13 protein-coding genes are annotated in these 20286 nt (G+C 45.3%); 4 read left to right on the forward strand and 9 right to left on the reverse strand.

Translation table 11 applies throughout. From position 1 onward, the window contains the following. Positions 1-63 precede the first annotated feature (63 nt). From L4C44_RS08955 to L4C44_RS08980, 6 genes are all read right to left on the reverse strand, one after another. Positions 64-2178 (reverse strand): type I secretion system permease/ATPase, encoded by a 2115-nt coding sequence (locus L4C44_RS08955; protein ID WP_428804907.1) that lies wholly within the window; start codon positions 2176-2178, stop codon positions 64-66. An 18-nt stretch (positions 2179-2196) separates the two neighbouring features. Beyond that, positions 2197-4107, reverse strand: coding sequence for a bifunctional diguanylate cyclase/phosphodiesterase (locus tag L4C44_RS08960; RefSeq protein WP_146492680.1), 1911 nt, complete (start codon positions 4105-4107; stop codon positions 2197-2199). Between the two features lie 5 nt (positions 4108-4112). Then, a complete protein-coding gene (locus tag L4C44_RS08965) occupies positions 4113-4781 on the reverse strand; it encodes a transglutaminase-like cysteine peptidase (RefSeq protein WP_428804908.1) in 669 nt (222 codons plus the stop codon). A gap of 59 nt (positions 4782-4840) precedes the next feature. Then, positions 4841-6232: an HlyD family type I secretion periplasmic adaptor subunit gene (locus L4C44_RS08970; RefSeq protein WP_327784632.1), complete on the reverse strand. Its 1392-nt coding sequence runs from the start codon at positions 6230-6232 to the stop codon at positions 4841-4843. 112 nt (positions 6233-6344) lie between these two features. Next, positions 6345-7640: a sigma-54-dependent transcriptional regulator gene (locus tag L4C44_RS08975; RefSeq protein ID WP_428804934.1), complete on the reverse strand. Its 1296-nt coding sequence runs from the start codon at positions 7638-7640 to the stop codon at positions 6345-6347. A gap of 68 nt (positions 7641-7708) precedes the next feature. After that, a complete protein-coding gene (locus L4C44_RS08980; protein WP_428804909.1) occupies positions 7709-9646 on the reverse strand; it encodes a sensor histidine kinase in 1938 nt (645 codons plus the stop codon). A 167-nt stretch (positions 9647-9813) separates the two neighbouring features. Here L4C44_RS08980 and pdxH point away from each other — a divergent pair, with 167 nt between their 5' ends. Then, positions 9814-10449 carry a pyridoxamine 5'-phosphate oxidase gene (gene pdxH, locus L4C44_RS08985; RefSeq protein ID WP_428804910.1) on the forward strand — a complete coding sequence of 212 codons (636 nt, stop codon included), beginning with the start codon at positions 9814-9816 and terminating at the stop codon, positions 10447-10449. Between the two features lie 124 nt (positions 10450-10573). Here the strand turns inward: pdxH and L4C44_RS08990 are convergent, their stop codons facing one another. From L4C44_RS08990 to L4C44_RS09000, 3 genes are all read right to left on the reverse strand, one after another. Continuing rightward, positions 10574-11356 (reverse strand): helix-turn-helix transcriptional regulator, encoded by a 783-nt coding sequence (locus L4C44_RS08990; protein WP_285953431.1) that lies wholly within the window; start codon positions 11354-11356, stop codon positions 10574-10576. 375 nt (positions 11357-11731) lie between these two features. Then, a complete protein-coding gene (locus L4C44_RS08995) occupies positions 11732-13561 on the reverse strand; it encodes a formylglycine-generating enzyme family protein (RefSeq protein WP_146492684.1) in 1830 nt (609 codons plus the stop codon). Positions 13562-13748: 187 nt separating this feature from the next. Then, on the reverse strand, positions 13749-14852 hold the full coding sequence (locus tag L4C44_RS09000) for a PEGA domain-containing protein (protein ID WP_146492685.1): 1104 nt from the start codon (positions 14850-14852) through the stop codon (positions 13749-13751). A 529-nt stretch (positions 14853-15381) separates the two neighbouring features. Between L4C44_RS09000 and L4C44_RS09005 the strand changes: the two genes are divergently transcribed. The 3 genes from L4C44_RS09005 (at position 15382) to L4C44_RS09015 (ending at position 20242) form a co-directional block, all read left to right on the forward strand. Next, positions 15382-16206, forward strand: a complete 825-nt coding sequence (locus L4C44_RS09005; RefSeq protein ID WP_428804911.1) for an AraC family transcriptional regulator — start codon at positions 15382-15384, stop codon at positions 16204-16206. Positions 16207-16388: 182 nt separating this feature from the next. Beyond that, positions 16389-19526, forward strand: coding sequence for a bifunctional proline dehydrogenase/L-glutamate gamma-semialdehyde dehydrogenase PutA (putA, locus tag L4C44_RS09010; protein WP_428804912.1), 3138 nt, complete (start codon positions 16389-16391; stop codon positions 19524-19526). An 11-nt stretch (positions 19527-19537) separates the two neighbouring features. After that, positions 19538-20242 (forward strand): 1-pyrroline-5-carboxylate dehydrogenase, encoded by a 705-nt coding sequence (locus L4C44_RS09015; RefSeq protein ID WP_146492687.1) that lies wholly within the window; start codon positions 19538-19540, stop codon positions 20240-20242. The last annotated feature ends 44 nt before the right edge of the window (positions 20243-20286 follow it).

Consider the following 20286-nt stretch of genomic DNA (forward strand, 5'->3'; position numbering starts at 1 on the left):
ATGCTCCCCCTTTGCTTTTTACTGATATTTATTTAGTTAGATTCTTTAAGTCACATGAGCGCTTTAACTTGCAGCTCTTACCTTACCTTGCTTCAAGTCTGATAGAACTTGCGCTTTTGGTCCGTCGGCAATAATGCTGCCTTTCTCCATCACTATCACTCTGTCTACAATGTCCAACATCGACGTTTTATGTGTAATCAGAATTAACGTCTCACTTGGTAGCAATTGGTTAAGCTGGTGCTTGATGTGCATCTCTGAGCGATTGTCCATGGCACTGGTCGGCTCATCCATCAATAACACCGGAGGGCGGCCTAGGAAGGCTCTAGCAATAGCAATCGACTGACGTTGACCACCAGACAGCAAACCACCGCCTTCGCCCACTTGTCGTTCTAAGCCTGCTGGATCTTGCTGAGTAAAAGCGGTAACACCTGCACGGTTCGCTGCATCCATTACATCACGGTCATCGACCAATGGACGACCCAAGGTAATGTTGTCTCTTACTGAGCCGTAGAACAGGTTACTGTCTTGCGGAACACAGCCTATATTGCGTCGTACGTCGACATGATGTAGTTGCTCCATGTCGGTGTCATCAATGCGAACATGGCCTTCTGTAGGCTTGTACAGGCCCATAATCAGGCGCTCTAGAGTTGTTTTACCTGAACCAATTCGGCCTATGATCGCCACCTTTTCACCAGGTTTAATATGCAGCGTTAAGTCTCTGATAGAAGCGACTGGTGAGTCAGGGTAGTGGAACGTCACTTTGTCTAACGCGATATGACCTTGAATAATCGGGCGGTGAATGTAGCGTTTGCCTTCTTCTTGTTCATCTGGCATCGACATTACTTGTTCAATCAGAGTCATCGACGACTTCGCTTGGTTGTAACGTGTAGAAAGCAAAGACAGTTGAACAAGAGGGCCAATAGCTCGGCCGCTCAGCATGGTTGCGGCAATCAAGCCACCCATCGTAAGCTCGCCTTCCGCTATTAGGTACACACCAAAGATGATCATACCTACATTAGTACTTTGCTGAACAAAGCCGGCGGTGTTTTGGATGCTGTCGGTAATACGACGACTTTTGATATTCCAATTCGCCATGTGAGCAACCGCTTCTTCCCAACGGAATTGGAACTGACTTTGCGCACTGAACAGTTTAACGGTTTCTAAACCAGCTAAACTCTCAATTAAGTTCGCGTACTTTTGAGAAGCAAGACGCGAGCCTTCTTCAATAGTACGACGCAGTGGCCCTTGGATTAACAGTGCATAGATGATCAGAATGACCACGCCGACAACAGGAACAAATACAAGGTTTCCGGCCATTAACCAAATGAGCGCTAAGAACATCAGTGCGAAGGGCAGGTCGATTAACGAGCCGATGGTTGCAGAGGTAAAGAACTCACGGATTGATTCGAACTCTTGCAAGTTTTTGGCAAAAGCACCGACAGAAGCAGGTTTTGCTTCCATACGAATGCCCAGAACTTTGCTGAACAGTTTGGATGAAATGAGGATATCGGATTTCTTACCGGCAACATCAATGAAGTAGCTTCGCATCAATTTGAGCAGCAAATCGAATAGGAACACCACAAAGATACCACTGGCTAGCACCCACAAGGTTTCAAAGGCGAGGTTCGGTACAACTTTGTCATACACCAAACGTGTGAACATGGGCGCGGCAATAGCGAAGATGTTGATTAAAATGGAGGCAATCAACACATCTCGGTAGATGTTTTTCGATTCCCAAATGGTGCTCCAAAACCAGTGACCTTTACGGGTTTTTAGAACCTCTGGTGAACGTTCATCATAACGGAACTGTTTTTTTACCAAGAAGTAGCGGCCGATGAATTGTTCTTTCAGCTCTTCGACAGGAATGATGATTGGCACCATTCCGCTTTCCGCTGTAATGATTTCCGCTTCTTGTTTTTCTAAATCGATACTGTTGAGAACGCACGCTTCGCCCTGTTTAAGCAGTAAAACCGTAGGCAGTATCAGGTGAGGGATCTTTTCTAAGTCGGAACGGTTTTCTTTCGCCACTAATCCCGCTCGCTCCGCAGAACGAGGGAACAGGAAAGGGGTTAGCTTTCCATCAGATAGTGGTAGCCCATTGATCAACGCTTCGGGCGAGTTAGCTAGCCCGTAATACCGGCTAACGTAGATCAGTGAGTTCAATAGTGGATCTTGCATGTGATATAACCCTTACAACTATTTATCAACAATGAAGCCTTGGAACACTTCTACGTAGTTATCAGACAGGATATCCAGCTGAGTCTGAGTTTCTATTCGAGACGCGATGGTGGTGACGCCTAGGTTGTGAGCGGTTCTAGAGATCGACGTTAAGGTGAACTTCTGTTTTTCGTCATCAAGGTTATGTGTGAATAGGTAATCTAGCTTCACATAGCTTGGGCGGTATTCGTTGATGTAATCCAGAGATTGGAAATTACGTCCGTAGTTATCGACACCAAACACCGCTTGGGCGTTGCGAATGGTGTTACACAACAGTGCCGTGTAGTGCGGAACGTTGATGAAACAGTTTTCAGGAATCTCAAAGTGCAATAGGTGAGCGATTGAAGCGTTTTGTTCAAGTGTTTTACCAATCCAGCGAATGAAGCTTGGTTGAGAAATACTGCTTGGTGAGATGTTGATAGCAACAGGGCTCGTTACTTCTTTTGTATTAAGCTTTTCAATCATCTTCTCGATAACGTATTGGTCGAGAATGTGGCTCATTTCAAGCTGTTCTAGTGCGTATAAGTACTGGTTGGCACCGTAACGTACGCCATCTTTTTCAATCGCAGAGAACACCTCTTGGTGATAGGTTTTGCCAAACGCATTGTTTGCAGCTTGAAGACGGAAGGTAATGAGGTCGTTGATGATCGCTTCTTCGACCAACATGCGCCATTGTTGTTTGCCCATAACAGCGCCGTGATCGTCTGCAGTTACGTAGCCGTAAGAAAGCTCTCGGTTCGCCTTGGCACTTGAAAGAGCGTTATCCACCAGCGACATGATTTCAGTACTGGTCTTACGCTTGTTGCTGTAGGTCACACCCAGAGCAATATGTGGATTTGCAGTGCCTGTTGGGTCTGAACCTAGGCTTTGTATGCAGTTTACGATGCTGCTCGCGACAAGTTTAAGTTCGCTCTCATCAATGTTTGGCATAATGAAGCCGAACTCGTCACTAGAAATGCGGGCGATAGTGATATCAGGTGATGAAATTGAAGCTTGCAGCTGCTCAGCTAGCTGATGAACCAAGGCATCACCCTCTTGATAGCCTTTTTCATCGTACTCTTCACTAATAAACTCGGCTTTAAGTACCGCTAAACCACCTAAGCTGGACTCTTCTAACCACTGAGTTAACTGAGACATATAGTAAGCACGGTTACCTAGCTGAGATACTGGGTCGATATACGCTCTTTCACGTAACTTTTGAGCTTCTTTCGCTTGGTTCTTAAATGCCAGTTCAACTTGAGTCGACATGTGGTTGATACCATCGACAACTAAAGTTAGATCTTTTGTTTTCGGACGAGCCAGTGGTTCGCCAAACTGATTTTTAGCGATCTGATCCATCTTAGTAATGATCAACGAGAGCGGACGTAAGGCACGTTTGAGGATCCAAGATATAGACACTAAACCTAACAAGAAGATCGTGCCAAAGATGGTTAATAAGCGGATGAATGCTTGCCAAAGTTGGTCGTAGGCCGGACCTGGGTGGCTCACAATCTCAACCTCTGCTAGCTGCATCCAGCCACTGGTGATTACGCGGCGGTCATGAACAGGCTCAAACAAGTTAAGGTTGGTAAACCACTGTGGTACGCCGGTTGGCTTTACAGGGTATGAGCGAAGAATGTCTTCACCGCTGTCAAGAAAGATCAATCGAACGACGGAGTAAGAGCTGCCATCAAACAGGGCGTTGATAACAGACTCCACTGCCACCTTATCCTTTTCTTCTAGGTAAGGGGCGAGAGCCAGTCCAACAGTATTGATGGTATTACTTACCTCAGAGCGTTGCTGCTCTTCTAAGTATCCACGGGTGGTATTGAATTCGATCATAAAAACTGACGTCATCAGCAGTATGAATACCGCAACCATCCCGACCACAAGCTGTTTATATAAAGTCATTGTACCTACTCATCGTAATTGATAATGGGTTTGTTTAGTTTTAGATTGCGCTCACGAGAACGTAGGTCGTTCCATAAGCTCAGTCTTGATGATTTCCCTGCTAACTTACCACTGCCTGCTGCCGACTTGATCAGCCAAAGGTTTTTACCATTGAAACTGTATATCGGTCGCAGATCTCCGCGCTTAGAACCGTGTTTTATTTCAGGGTTTAAGTTGTCTAAAATTAGTGGCTCTGCACTGGGTGTTGAGTAATAAGCCAACACCATGTGGAATTGGTTTAACTCAAGTGCTTTTACGTACACTAATCGTAATTTCTTATCTGGGACGCCCAGTTCAAGCAAAGAGAAGTATTTTGCGATAGTAAAATCTTCACAGTCACCGGCGTTACTGCCTAGAAACTCCAGTGGTGTTGCCCAGTAGTCGTTTTTTCCCCACAGTATGTTGTCATCGACAAAGTACATTTGGTTGAAGAATCGATTTACCGAATCTAACTTCTCTTTTTCACTTAACCCTTCGTATGACGTCATATTTGAGCGCCATGTTGCTACTCGTTTTCCTGCTCTTTCCCCGTAGGTTGCAGTAACCGCGTCTATCCATCGTTGGTCGCTCTTATTGAGCGCCATAGAGGTAAAAGAGGTGAGGACCAGCAGCAATAGAGAAATCCGAGATCTCATAGCCTCTGCTCTCGTCTGTTTGCTGTGTATTGAAAGGCGTCATCAAGCATCAAACGTCCTTACTCTTTTAGTGCGTTGTTTTGAGCGCTTAATAGTGGCTTCAACATGTACTCCAGCACGGTTCTTTTACCCGTGATGATATCGACAGAGGCGGTCATACCCGGAATGATTGGCAACTCTTCGTTCTGTCCAAAATTGTGTTTTTCGGTGCGCACGCGCACGATGTAGAAGCTGTTACCTTCTTCATCTTGAGTGGTATCGGCACTGATGTGCTCTAACACGCCTTCTAGACCACCATATTTAGTGAAGTCATAGGCACTGAATTTAACGATCGCAGTCAATTCTGGGCGTAGGAACGCGATGTCTTGCGGGGCGATTTTGGCTTCAACCAATAGCGAGTCTTCTGTCGGTACAATCTCAACGATGTCCATACCCGGCTGGATAACACCGCCGACAGTATTAATGCCGAGTGTTTTAACGGTGCCAGTTACCGGAGAAACCACCACGGTACGGTTTACTCTGTCCTCAAGACCAACCGCTGATTCGGTCAATGCAGAGAGCTTATCTTGTGCTTGGTTGAGTTTTTCTTGTTGTTCTGAGCGGAAGTTCAGTGCGGCATCAATACGGCTGAGCATAGCTTCTTTGATTGCCGAGCGTAGAAGAGGTATTTTGAGTTCGCTTGAGGTCATTTCTCGGCGAGTGTCGTTGACCTGTCTTTGAAGCTTGAGCAACTCAATTCTTGGTACCACCCCTTCATCGGCAAGAGGTTTGGTGATATCCAGTTCTTGGCGAGCAAACTTGTAGCTTTGTTTTAGGTTACGAACACGTGCTTTAATTTCGATAAGGTCTTGCTGTTTCTGCTCAACTTGTTGATCAAAAACGGAAAGTTGGTTTTTTAGATTATTAAGATCCTGACGATATTCTGCTTTCTGGCGATTCACCAGTTTTGGTTGAAGCTCGTAAAATTTTGGAGGGAAAGCCAGTTTACCGTAGTCGAGTAAGACACTTTTTTTCCACTCTGCTACAGAGAAATCTTCGTCGATAACAACACTGGTTAATGAGGCTGAAAGCATTAAGACGCTGGCGGTTAAGTTGGCCACTTGTTGCTCACGTTCGCGAAAATCCGAGCGAAAACGAGTGTCATCGATTAACAGTAGCTGTTGACCTTTTTGAACGCGTTGACCTTCTTTAACCAAGATCTCTTTAACCAATCCCCCTTCAAGGTTTTGCACCACTTGGATTTGAGAGGAAGGGATCACTTTGCCTTGACCAACAGTGACTTTGTCGATCTCAGCCCAAGCAGACCACCCAATAGCAGCAACAAAAAACAGAACGATTACCCACAACATAATACGCGCACTGGTGGGCGTATTGAGGAGCAGTGCCGCTGTTTTATCATCGACATACTCAAGCTCGGTCTCGTTCAATTTGCTGAAATTTTTCTGACTCATAACAGTCCTTGTTCGCTAAATAAAAGTGCAAGCCTATTGAGTGTATTCTTACTTCTGATAAATGTTAAGATTTTGTTCCTTTAAATCTTTGAATTTATATATTTTTTAAGACTTATCGGTTTTTGAAATCGGTTTTATCGAGCTGGTGCTTTCTTAGTTTGTCATACAGTGTTTTTCGCGACACCTGCAGCTCTTGTTGTACTTCTTTTAAACGACCTTGATGGCGATGTAGTGCCTCAATCAAGATAATTTGTTCAAAGCTATCGGTACGTTGGTTTAACGATAGTTGTTGTACCTCAATGCTCACATCAAGTTCATTTTCGTCGCTCTGCTCATTAGTATCGCTATCGAGTGATGGCTGTTTGATTTGAGTCAGCACTCTGAGTTCGGCATGTTGGCGAAGCTGACGAATGTTCTCTGTCCAATGAGTCGCGATGAGTCGTTGAATCTCTTTTTCTGTAATGACGGGCGGAGGTAGTTGATATCGACTTGCTGCACCACGAGCAAAGTGCTTAAACAAAGAGCCAATATCTTCGGTTCGTTGCGCCAAGGTGAGTAAATCAAATCGGCGGAACTCACTTATAATTGTAGTAGGAACTATTGTGCTTGCGATAATGATACAAGTTGCATTGGTCTTGCATGAGTTTTCACGAAGTAGAGTCGGTTTTAGATTGGCGAACCACAGCCATTGATCCTGAGTTAATGTTTCTGTTTCATGGATATAGAGTGTTCCACCTTGATGCTTCAAAAACAGTTGCAAAACAAATTGATGAAATGTCGCTTCGTCACTGCGAGGCAAATTAAATGCTGCGACAGGGCAAAGCTCCGCAGTTTGATGACTGTGTAGATCATGGGTGTATTGTGCTGTGACCCTTTTCCCCGTTCCTAAATCACCAACAAATAATAAAAGTGGGTTGGTTTTGGTATCTAGGGTGATCAACTCTCGGCGTAATGCCTGCATTGATGGTGATTGACCAATCAGTTTTGGGCCAACTTGATTTTGCATTGCCAACTCTTTACGCAATAGGTTGTTCTCTTCAACCAGTGCGAGTTTATCCGCGGCTTTCTTAACGGCAGTGAGTAGGGCATCGACCACAAATGGCTTTTCCAGAAAGTCATAAGCGCCGGCTTTCATCGCAGATACTGCTGTTTGTACGTCACCATGCCCGGTAAGTACGATGACCTGAAAATGAGGATTTTGGCTCAGTAATTTTTGCGTTAATTGAATGCCATCCATCACCGGCATGTGAATATCGGTGATGACAATTCCGGCTTGCGACGTATCTATTTTCTTTAATGCCTCAATAGCGTTGGGAAAGCAGACGATATCGATGCCTTCAATGAGCATGGCTTGTTCTACTGAGTCGCGAATCGCAGGTTCATCGTCGACAAAATAGAGTTTAGGCATAGAGTGCAAAAGTCGAGTCCTTAGCAGTATGTGAAATTCGTTTTCTAATCAATGTTAACAACGGCGCGTTAGCTTTTATCGTTATATAACGGGATGTTTAGCGAGAATACCATGCCTGAAGGCTCTAACCGGTTTGCGCTGATCGTGCCGTGATACGCTTCAATAATCCGTTTCGATATTGAAAGCCCTAACCCTAATCCTTCCGGTTTAGTCGTAAAAAACGGGTCGAACAGCTGTTCTAGTTTGTCATCCTGCATGCCAATTCCGTTGTCCCAAATGATCAGCTGACAAGAGTTATGATGCAGTTGCCATTCGATGCCTATCTGTGGGCTAGCCTGTTGGTCAACGTTTTCCAGGTTTTGTTGCTCCTGCAAGATTTTCTGTTCAAGAACTTGCTGTTGAAGCGCTTGAATCGCGTTGTGAATCAGATTGACCAGTACTTGCTCAAGTTCGGTTGGATGAATCGCAATGTTGATGTCATCGGGCACCGTGCTTAACCTAAGTGTAATGCCTTGCTTGATCATCAGCGCACTGAGAATACTGGTGGCATTGTTGACCGCTTGGTGCAGGTTGGCCACATGATGTTCTTGTTTAGTGACTTTGCGAGTAAAGACTTTGAGTCGCGCGATGATGTCGGTAATGGTGTTGTTGAGGCCAATCATTTTCTCAAGATTGTTCTTCACCAAATCGGTTCGTTCCATCTCAAGTAGTTTTAAGCTGTTCTCACTGTAGGTTCGCAGCGCTGCAAGTGGTTGGTTGATTTCGTGGTTAATGCTGGCTGACAGCTCACCGAGTACCGCTAGTTTCGCGGTTTGTGTCAGCTCTTGTTCTGTCTGTTTCAACTTCAACTGCGACTCTTGGTATTGAAAGATGGTTTGTTGCAGCTGTTGATTGGATTGCTTCAAGTAGTGAGTACGTTTATCAACGGTTTGCTCTAGGTTTTGGTTGAGTCGGGTCAACGCCACTTTCGCGAGATAAGTCTGGCGCCACGACCAAGCGATGAGCATCACCAAGCTGTAAATCACCACGAAGATGACATCGATCTGCAAGACCTTAATAAACTCAGCTCTGGTCTCTTTTAGGGCGACGACTTGGTACTGGTTGTTGCTGACCGTTGCAGGGTAAAGATTAAAAGTCCCGAGTTTAAATAATTGGTTAGCGGTGAGTTCTTTTCGGATTTCGTTTGATTGAAGGTTGCTAGATCGATTTGTATTAGGTTGATTGGCGTTGCTAGCTTCTGACTGAGAGCTTGAAGAACGAAAGGCTTCGATGATCGAAATTTTGCTCTGACCGTATTGGCGTTGAAGTGCGATATCTGTTTGTTGCTGCTGAGTTAATGGCAACAATGAATGGTAAAGCCACGGAGCTTGGCTTGATAGAAACACCACTTGGTTAGAGTCGAGTACCACGATCTCAAAGTCGTCGCTGGTTAGGATGTTTTCAAGGTTCTCTAGGCTTACTTTTACGGTGATCACCCCGACAATATCACTTTCTAGATACAACGGTGACGATAAAAAGTAACCGCGTACATTAGATCGGGCACCCAGCGCGACATAGTGCGTGTTATTGCCTTGAATTGCAGAAGCAAAATAGGGACGAAACGAGAAATTTTGACCAACAAAGGTACGTGGCTTTTGGTAATTACTTGATGCGATCACAGTCCCGCTTGGGTCATGAATATAGATGGTGTCGGCCTGGCTTTGATTCGACCACTCAAACAGCAATTGATTGAGCTGCGCAGCGGAAATTTTGTCTGCTTTTGGTGAGGAGTCAAAATAAGAGAGTAGGCGCGGGTCATGACTGAGTAAATCAGGGATCTGTTTGAATTTATCCAGTTCAGAATCGATTTGTAGATTGGCTTTATTAGCTGCTTCATTGAGTTGCTGAGTGACGATTTTTTCTTGGAATTGACCGGCCAAAAAATGAGTAGCAGTCAGTCCTGCAGCTCCCAATAGCAATGAGAATAAAACAAAGGGAGTCATTAGGTTAGGCAGTATTTTGGTCACTTGGTTCTCAGCTTGTCATCGGTTTGTGTAAAGATTATCAATATGATTGAGAGAGTACCGAGATCTTGTTAACACAGAGCATCTTCAGTGAGACAAAACTATGACTGAGACTTGTGTTTCAAAGGATTACAGCGCAAAATCACAAAAAAATTGAAAGGAGCAACCAAATGGAACTGACAGATATTCGTCGCGAATACGCTAAGGGTGGATTGAGACGCAAAGACTTGGCCGCAGACCCGATTGAGCAATTCAATCTATGGCTAGAGCAAGCCATTGAAGCGAAGTTGACGGACCCTACTGCCATGACAGTTGCTACGGTTGATGAAAATGGTCAGCCATTCCAACGAATTGTTCTGCTGAAGAATGTTGATAAAGATGGTTTCGTTTTTTACACCAACCTAGGTAGCCGTAAAGCGCACCAGCTTCAGCACAACAGCAAAATCAGTTTGCACTTCCCTTGGCATCCACTTGAGCGACAAGTTCATATTACGGGCACGGCTGAAAAGCTGACAGCTATGGAAAATATGAAGTATTTCTCGTCACGTCCAAAAGAGAGCCAGTTGGCCGCGATTGCAAGTAAGCAGAGTAGCCGCATCTCAGCGCGTGGGATTCTAGAAGGTAAGTATCTAGAGCTTAAACAGAAGTTTGCCAAAGGCGAGATTCCTGTGCCTTCTTTCTGGGGTGGCTTTCGCGTACGTGTGGATAGCATTGAGTTTTGGCAGGGTGGCGAACACCGCTTGCACGACCGTTTCTTGTTCTCACGCCAAGACGACAACTGGGATATTGATCGACTAGCGCCTTAGGTTGCTTGATCGCTTAGCTGCTTAATAGATCCAAAAGTGCCGTTGATGATACTTATCTAATCAACGGCATTTTTTTGTCTGCACTCTTGTCAAACCAATAACCAACTGGCCTTCAATTACTTAACTAGTCACTGTGCAGAACAACGGAGATCTGTTTTTTGAGCAGAGTTTCTGGGATCACTGAGCCTAACCCCGAGTCCAATGCATATTCAATCAATTGGCTTTTACTGCGAGCGTCGAATTTCTGCTTCAATCTCGCGACATGACCTTCGACCGTTTTGATTGAAATGTTTAACGTAGACGCTATGTATTGAGGTTTTTTTCCGTAAAGCAGTAAGAACAGCACTTCTGATTCTCTAGAGGTCAGCCGCTTTTGCAGCTTAGACACACGCGGCTCTGATCCCGCAAGTGATGCTTGATTACCTTTCGCTCCTGTTGCCTGACAAACCCAATGACCGACCTCTAAGATTGCAGTATCAGTGAGCTCTTGCCCATAGAAGATAGTGCCTTGGACATTGTCATTATCATCAAGCCAAGGGGTTTTGGTAAAAATATGGGCATGCCAGCGTCCGTCTGGATAAGGGTGAATATCGAGGATCTTAAGGGTGCTGTGTGTATCCATCACATGTTTGTCTTGGGCTCTGAAATCCTGTGCACATTCAATAGTTTGACTGGGCATATCGAAGTCGGTCAAGCCAGTACAAGTCTCATCGGGTTTTAAGCCAATTAACTGGTTGTAAGCAAGATTGGCGTACACAAAGACCGAGTCAGTATCTTTGCAGCCCCAGCAGCCTGGAAGTTGTTCGAATAAAGAACGATGTATGGAGTTGAGTGGTTCGGGCAATTTTTTATCTCGTAAGCTGAGGTATGGTAATGATATCAGTTTCTTATAGTGCTGCAATGGCAATTAGAGTTTGTAGTCCGTGCGAAAAATAAGGGGTGAATGACAGTTAAACGGGTTGCTGACGAACTACTTCAATTACGTAGGATGGGTAGGCATAAAGAGTGATAAATAGGCAAAAAAAAGCCAGCCTGAAGAGGGGCTGGCTAAAGACAAGATATGCCTTGTCGACATGTAGAAGATTTTCAGTCTAATTTACGAGGGTCAGGTAAATTAAACTGAGGTATCAATTTGATACCCAGAGTGACTTACTACTCTATCGACGAATCTACTCCTAGGAATGCTAATGCATAAGGGGGGAATTCCCCTATAAATGCTGCTCAATGTGAGAATTGAGAACCTAGAGTAAATATTTCAAAATTTCAGAACCTAATGGAGAGCTTACAGCTCTCGCAATACTCGGAATCCTAGGTAGTTGGCTGCGGTTGAAGGTGCAACGTTCAGTTCGTTATACACTTTCGCTTCTTCTGGAGAGAAGCTCCACGCGCCACCCTTCGCTAGGCCTTTCTGAATGGTTGTCCATTCCCATACATTACCCACCATGTCGTAGAAACCAGTAGGGGTTGGTAAGAATGACTTAACCGGGGAGGTGCTTACGTTTGACCAAGGTGTGCCTGCCCAACCTGTATTGGCTTTGCCAGAGCTGAATTCGTTGCCCCACCAGAAATTGGTGTTTTGGCCAGCTCTTGCTGCGGCTTCCCACTCTTGTGGCGTTGGTAAACGGTAAGTGAAACCTGTGTTTTTAGACAACCAACGAGTATAAGCTTTTGCATCGTTCTGGCTGACACATACAACGGGTGAGCTATCTGCTTGTTTAAAGCCAGGGTTTTGCCAGTCATTGTCTGAAACAGTTGTGATTTCTGCATTGACGAACGTATCGCAGGTGTTCATCAGCTCTGCGTCTGTCTGGTAGCCTGTGCTTTTAATAAATGCTCTAAAGTCTTGAACACGGGTTGGTGTTGCTGCTAATGCAAACGGCTGTTTGATCGTCACTTGTTGTGCATTGTTTTCACCGAGTAGGTAGCGACCAGAGCCGACAACAATCATTTCAGGGCTCTGAATGTCGTTCCCTATCGGATCGGCAAACTTGGTACCGACATTCAATGAGTTCTGCTTGGCTTGTAATACCGCTCGTAGGTTGTGATCGCGGGCTATCTTCAACTCTTGGTGGAAAGAAAGGTAGCCTTCTTTTTCGATCGTGACCATGTGTTGGCCCGTAGGTAACATCACTTCAATCGGTGTGCTGCCATAGTTCACGCCGTTGATAGAAACATTGTCGTTGTATTGATTTGAACGCACCACCAAGTTAACCCAAGCGACTTCTTTTTGCTGGTCGTTGGTTTGTTGCTCGCTTTGCGTGAAACAGTTTGATGACTGAATACCAAGTAGCCGGCAAGGAGTGTTCTTATCTGGGCGAGTTTCTAGGTTCGCCGCAATTACCGCTCGGTAACGGTTATCTTCAGAGAAGCCAGAGGATTTTACTTTGTGTTGCAGAACGTGAATATTCAGAGAAGCAGACGCAAGGTGCTCTTTCACTGTGTTCGATTCAGTCGCGTTGTCTACCAAGCTGTGCTGGAACTGTTTTACCGCTTTTTGAAGTGCTAAGGTCACCGTTTGATCTGAACACTGCGCCAGTGTCATATCGCTGCTGCAACGGTTAGTAAAACTAACGGTCTGCTCTTCCGTCTGAGTGATCTCGTTTCTTAGTCGCTCTGCCCTTGCTCTTAGCTTGTCTTGGTTCAGGTTTGCGATTGAAGCTTGTACCGCCGCTTTTTCGGCCTGGATAGCCTCAAGTTCCATCACCAAGCCTTGCTGCTTCTGTTCTGATCCTGAAATCGTAAGCTTGCTCTCTTTTACGGTTTTCCAAGCGTCTTGGAATTGAATTTGAGCTGGCGAGATATCAAAGTCAGGCTCATCAATCATGCGTGTATAATCTTGCTCTAGACTCGCTTTCGCCTTTGCGAGTGTCTGCTCTGCTTGAGCGGATAACTTCGCTAGACGTGCCATTTGCTGCGTCTGATTGTCGACTTCATTTTGTTTGTCAGCCAGTTTCTTCTTAACAGCCGTTAAGTCGGCATGCTTTTCGAATAGTGAGCTTTCAATGTCGGTGACAGAAGACGCGATCGCTGGCGGTGTTGCCTCAGCGAAAACAGCAGGAGTCATTAGGCAGGGAGCAAGTGCAAATAGTAGAGTAGGAAGACCTTGGCGCATGATGGGCTACTTCAATCGTAATTTAGGTTAATCGAATATTCTAAACGAAAACGCCATTTCGTCTGCAGCTACTTTCTATAACTATCAACAAAATGGCGAGTATTCATTCAACTTTGTGAAATAGGCACGGCTATCTGATATAGCACTGAGCGTTTTGTATCGTCTCAGCTCTATGTAGAAAGGGTGTTTAGCTTTCCTTACTAGGAAGAAGCTTAACCCAAATCGTGTCGCTGCCGTTGATGGTAACTGTGCGGTTGTAAGACTCGTAACCTTGTTTTGAAATGGTTACTTGGTGACGACCACTTGGTAGCGCAACCTCAAGAGGTGTACTGCCATATTTAATTCCGTTGATCGTTACTGAGTCGTTGTACTGATCAGAACGTACCGTCACGTTAGCCCACTGTTTGTCACTCTTCTTAACGACTGCTGCGTCACTGCCCGTTAAACAGTAGCGCGTTGAAACGTTCAATAAGTTACACGCAGCAACCGCTTCAGGTTTTGCTTGAAGCTGAGCCTGCATTTGCATGAAGTAAGAGTTGTTACCAGAGAAGCCACTCTTGATTGCTTGGCTGTCTTGAACATGGATATTCAATTGAACACCCTGCAAGTTTTGCTTCGCCAACGTACTTTCTGTGAGCTGCTCAAGTAACTGACTCTTGAACGTCTGCACGGCTTTTTGATTGGTTAGGTATTTACCTTGAGCAGTACACTCACCCAGTGTCATTGTTGATGCACATGTAGTGGTGTAGCTGGTTTCAAGAACCGCACTTTCACGCAGTTCTGTTGCAATACGTTTAACACGAGCTTCAACTTTTGATTCTCTCAAATTAGCCAGCTCATTGTTTAGGCGAGCTTGCTTTTGTTTGATTTGAGAAAGGTGAATTTCGCTCTCGTTGATTGCTTGTTCATTGTCTAGCTGAGCCGATTGATTATCTTTAACCGCAGCCCAGGCATCTTGGTAACTTTTCTGGAAAGAGACCAAATCTGTTTCGGGATCTTCAAGTAAGCGACTGTACTGTTTGTCGAGTACAGACTTAGCTCTGTTACGTTTTGCCTTAAGTTCTTCACCTTCGCGTAACAACTTACTGTTTTTGTTCTGTAGTTGTTTTAGGTTTTCAGTCGCCGATACTTTGGTTGCTGAAATACGCTCAATATCTGAGTTTTTCTCTGTTAGCTTTGCATCGATAGCTGAAACAGGATCGACTTGATTCAGTTCTTCAGCTGATACCGATGCAGATACCCAAAGAGGGGATAGCGCAAGTAAAAGCGCTGAAATTCGAAAGTTAGTCATAGGTCCCTGCAACTTATAGATTGAAATTGGCTCGTTAATAAAGTGTCTACTTCCTAGTTGTCAGTCACTAGTTATTAGCAATTAACACAGTACCCGTCTTTATACCGTTTTATTGCATTTCAATCTACTCAAAAGCCAAGTTTCGGTACTTCGGATACACTTTTTACAAGTTGAAAGCGAATTATTTGAGCTATATAAGAAAATTTATTCATTATGTTGGTGCGATGAAGCATTTATTTATGACATGATTTTCGTGCTTGTGTGATTGCTTGTGTGATTGCTTGTGTGATTGCTTGTGTGATTGCTTGTGTGATTGCTTGTGAGGTCCCTAAACTCGTCGGAACGATTGGTTTTACAATGCCCGTAGTTTGTACACTCTTGATCATCTTTCCGGAGGCATGATCAAGACGATCGCAGTGATGATCTTTTCTTTGAGGTCAGGAAATGACTCTCATGATCATTTACAAATTCATCTTGTGCAGATTTCAGAGTATTATTCTTACTATGTTGACTTGAGTATTTTGCTGTCATGCCAAAACCTTTACCCTTTCCAAACCTAGACTTGTCTCCGCTAGGCCTTACTGGCCCTCGTCCCGCAGAGATCATTACTTTGCCATCGCATATGGATTGCCACGAGCACCATTATTCTCAGGTGGTGATCGGTCTAAAAGGTCAGGCGGAATTTGAAGTCAGTGGTAAGGGCAATCTTGTCGGTCCCGGCCAAGGATGTGTGGTGACAGCAAGCTCTGATCATGCTTTCGGTGGTGTGGTCGGTCAGTCGGATATCCTAGTGCTCAACATGCCTGTGCCAAGTGACGACGACCCTCTGATATTAGAGAAGATTAATCAGCTCGAGTCTTCTAACGTCTACTTCCAATTAGACGCGCAAATTCAAAAGCTTATCCATATGTTGGTGCAAGAGATGCAGGCAAGCCCTGATGATCTGCTATTAAGCCGTGCCTGTAATGATACGGTGATTGCACTGATGCAAAGACACATCTCGGCGTTTGAAACCTCAATCAAAGATTCGCGTTTCGATCTTGAAGCTCTGGATCGCTACATTGAGCAACACCTCGCGAATAAGATCTCGGTTGCGCAGCTGGCAGGCAGTGTGTTTTTGGGTGAAAGCCAGTTTCATATGTTGTTCAAAGAGCAGATGGGTATTACCCCTCACCAGTATGTATTAGGTAAGCGTATCGACCGCTCTCGCCGCTTGATCGAACAAGGTAATCTGAGCCTTGGTCAGGTTGCAGAACTTGCTGGTTTCTCCGGTCAATCCTCCTTTACTCACACCTTTTCACGTCTTCAAGGCATGTCACCATCCCAATACAAAAAGAAAATTTCTGTTAAATAGTGAAACAAAACGGCATATTATTTTAAAGTTTCATATGTGACGTTGTGTTTGTTTTGTTAATAAAGCGAGTTTTTAGCAAAAAACTCGGAGTTTTTGACAAGTAATCCTTATATACTCTAAATACACTGCAGCCATTGTAGAGATCCCCGGGCTAATTCCGGGTGTGAGATTAAGGAAAACGCATGTTTACAGCTACTGATGTGTTAAAGCCAGAATTCAACGAGCAGCCGCTTGCTGATCTATGGTCGCTTATCTCACCATTATATATGGTGGATGAAACCCAATGGCTAGAGCAACTTCTGCCACTAGCTACCCCTTCTGAGTCTGAAAAGCAGCAAATCACAGAGAAAACGACATCGTTGATCGAAGCTATCCGTGCGGATAAGACTTCTATCCAGATGATCGATGCACTGTTGCTTGAATACAGCTTAGATACTCAAGAGGGCATCTTGCTGATGTGTCTGGCGGAAGCCTTGATGCGTATTCCTGATTCAGCAACGGCTGATGCGCTTATTCGCGACAAACTAAGCGTTGCGGATTGGAAGTCTCACCTTAAGAATTCTGATTCGGTGTTTGTTAACGCATCCACTTGGGGCTTGATGCTAACGGGTAAGGTAGTTGGACTTTCATCTAAAGAGCAGAGTGCTGGTCAAGCGGTTAACCGTTTAGTGAATAAGCTTTCTGAGCCGGTAATTCGTAAAGCGATGCACCAAGCAATGAAGGTGATGGGTCACCAATTCGTTCTTGGTCGCAGCATTGCTGAAGCGCAGAAGAACGGTAAGTCTATGCGTGATAAAGGTTTTACCTACTCATACGACATGCTAGGTGAAGCAGCACTGACTACGGCAGACGCAAACAAATACTTCAAAGATTACCTAATGGCGATTGAAGCCGTAGGTCGAGATACATACGTATCTTCAAAATCGAGCCCAGCACCGTCTGTTTCTATCAAGCTTTCTGCACTTCATCCCCGTTATGAAGTGGCGAATGAAGACCGTGTTCTAAATGAACTGTGCGACACGCTAGAGCAACTATTGCGCCGCGCTGTAGAGCTTGATGTTGCGATTACGATTGATGCTGAAGAAGCGGATCGCCTAGAGCTATCTCTGAAATTATTCGAAAAACTGTACCGCACTGACCTTGTGAAAGGTTGGGGTAAATTTGGTCTGGTTATCCAAGCTTACTCAAAACGTGCGCTGCCGGTTCTGGTTTGGCTAAACCGCCTAGCGAAAGAGCAGGGTGATTTAATCCCGCTTCGCTTGGTGAAAGGCGCGTACTGGGACAGCGAGATCAAATGGTCACAACAGGCTGGTTTCACTGACTACCCAGTTTACACACGCAAAGAAGCGACAGACGTAGCTTACCTTGCTTGTGCGCGTTACCTATTGAGTCCAAGTGTTCGTGGCAATATCTTCCCGCAGTTTGCGAGCCACAATGCTCACACAGTTTCTGCTATTGCAGTAATGACTGATCATAAAGACTTTGAATTCCAACGCTTACACGGCATGGGTGATTCACTTTACAACCATGCGATGGAAGCTTACCAACAGTCGGTACGTATTTACGCGCCAGTTGGTAGCCATAAAGATCTACTGCCATACCTAGTACGTCGCTTGCTAGAGAACGGCGCAAACAGCTCGTTTGTACACCGTTTGGTTGATGCTCGCTGCCCAGTCGCTGAGCTGACACAGCATCCAGTCGATATGCTTCTGGCGTTCGATACGCTGAACAACACTAAAATTCCTCTGCCTCCAGCGGTATTCCCTGAGCGTAAGAACTCTTACGGTGTGAACATTGATATCGAAAGCGAAGCTCATCAATTTGAAGAGCAGGTTAAGTCTTTCCTTAACAATCAATGGACTGCAGGCCCTGTGATCAACGGTGAATCTCTTGCCGAAAGCATGATCAAGGCTGATCAGAATATTGAGCAAGTGACGGCACCTTACGATCGTCGTATTAATGTCGGTCAGGTGGCTTTCGCTAACCTTGATCATGTTTCCGCAGCGATCACTGGCGCAGACGCGGCATTCACTGATTGGAATACAACTTCGGTTGAAACTAAGGCCGCTGCGCTTGAGAAGCTGGCTGAACTGATGGAAGAGAACCTAGCTGAGCTGGTGGCAATTTGTCATCAAGAAGCGGGTAAGACTATTCACGACAGTATTGATGAAGTGCGTGAAGCGGTCGACTTCTGTCGTTACTACGCAAAGCAAGCTGATAATCTGCAAGGTTTCGAACTAAAAGGTTTTGATGGCCAAACACGAATCGCCTCTCGACAAGGTCGTGGTGTGTTCGTTTGTATCAGCCCTTGGAATTTCCCATTGGCGATCTTCCTTGGCCAAATTACAGCTGCACTAGTCGCGGGTAACACGGTTGTGGCGAAACCTGCAGAGCAAACAAGCTTGATTGCAGCTCGCGCCGTTGAACTGATGAATGAAGCGGGTTTCCCTGCTGGCACGATTCAACTTCTACCGGGTCGTGGTGCTGAGATCGGTAGTGCGTTAACTAGCCACGATGCGATTGCAGGCGTTGCCTTTACGGGTTCAACACCAACGGCACAACGCATCAACGTGTCACTGGCAAGCCGCAACGCTAAACCGGTGCCGTTTATTGCGGAAACCGGTGGTCAGAATGCGATGATCGTCGACAGTACAGCACTGCCTGAACAAGTGGTTCGTGATGTAATTCGTTCTGCCTTCGCTTCTGCGGGTCAACGTTGTTCTGCACTGCGTGTGCTTTACATTCAAGAAGACATTGCAGACCGCGTGGTTGGATTGATTCACGGTGCAATGGACGAACTGAGTGTTGGTATCCCGCATCTTCATAAAACGGATGTTGGCCCTGTTATCGACCAAAATGCGAAACAGAAGTTGTTGGCTCACTTAGAAAACATGACCAATACCCAGAAGAAGGTGGCTCAACTTTCTCTAGGTACGGATTGTGAACATGGTGACTTTGTCCCACCAAGTGCGTTTGAAATTGATGACATCAGTTGCTTGAAAGAAGAACAGTTTGGCCCTGTGCTGCACATTGTTCGTTTCAAAGCGAGTGAACTGGCGCAAGTGGTTGATCAAATTAACCAAACTGGTTTTGGTTTAACCATGGGTATCCACAGCCGTAACGAAACAACTTACCGTTGGATCGAAAAACACGTTCGTGTGGGTAACTGCTACATCAACCGTGACCAAGTGGGCGCTGTTGTTGGGGTTCAACCATTTGGTGGTCAAGGCTTGTCGGGTACTGGCCCTAAAGCGGGTGGTCCTCACTACCTATATCGCTTTACTGATGTTCATTTCTCTCAATTACAAGACAAGGCATAAGGAGCAGTATCATGGTTCATCAAGTGACAGGTTTTTCTGATGCTTTGTTAGCGTGGGAACAATGGAATCTTACCGACTTTGATCATAAGAGTGCTCAGGTACTTTCATTCAAATCAGAGATCGAAAGTCAATCTGCGCCTTTGGCGGCAGTGGCAACTTATCATTTAGAGCAAGCGTCTGCGCTGCTTTCTGAGCATCACCTCATGGCGGGTCCTACGGGTGAAACCAATGAGTTGTACGCTGCCGGCCGCGGTGTGGCTTTGGTAATTGTTGATGATTGCGAACAGAAAGTGTCGGCACTGCAAACCGCAACAGCGATGATTACTGCAGCACTATTGGCAGGTAACAGCGTTCAATTGTGCAGTGATGACGTACAGTTCAACACCTTAATTGCTGATGCTGCGAAACAAGCGAATTTGCCAACTAACTTAGTACAGGTTGCCTCCTATGACGCTGCTCAACAGCTGCTGTCTTGCGATGTACGAAGTGCAGGTTATGTGGGTAATTCACAAACGGCACAAGCTATCAATTTGCAGCTTGCTAAGCGTGACGGTGCAATCGTCGGTTTAGTCGCTGAAACGGATCTGACGGCAATGAATGTTGCTAATGATCCACACCTATCGCTGCGCTTCATTACCGAACGCACGCGAACTATAAATATAACAGCCGTGGGCGGTAACGCGACCTTGCTCGAACTTGGAAGCGAAGCTCACTAACCTTCAGTAAAATTGGCTCTAATCACTTTTGGTTTTTTCCACTT

The organism is Vibrio satsumensis (assembly GCF_050337435.1).
GTDB lineage: Bacteria > Pseudomonadota > Gammaproteobacteria > Enterobacterales > Vibrionaceae > Vibrio > Vibrio satsumensis.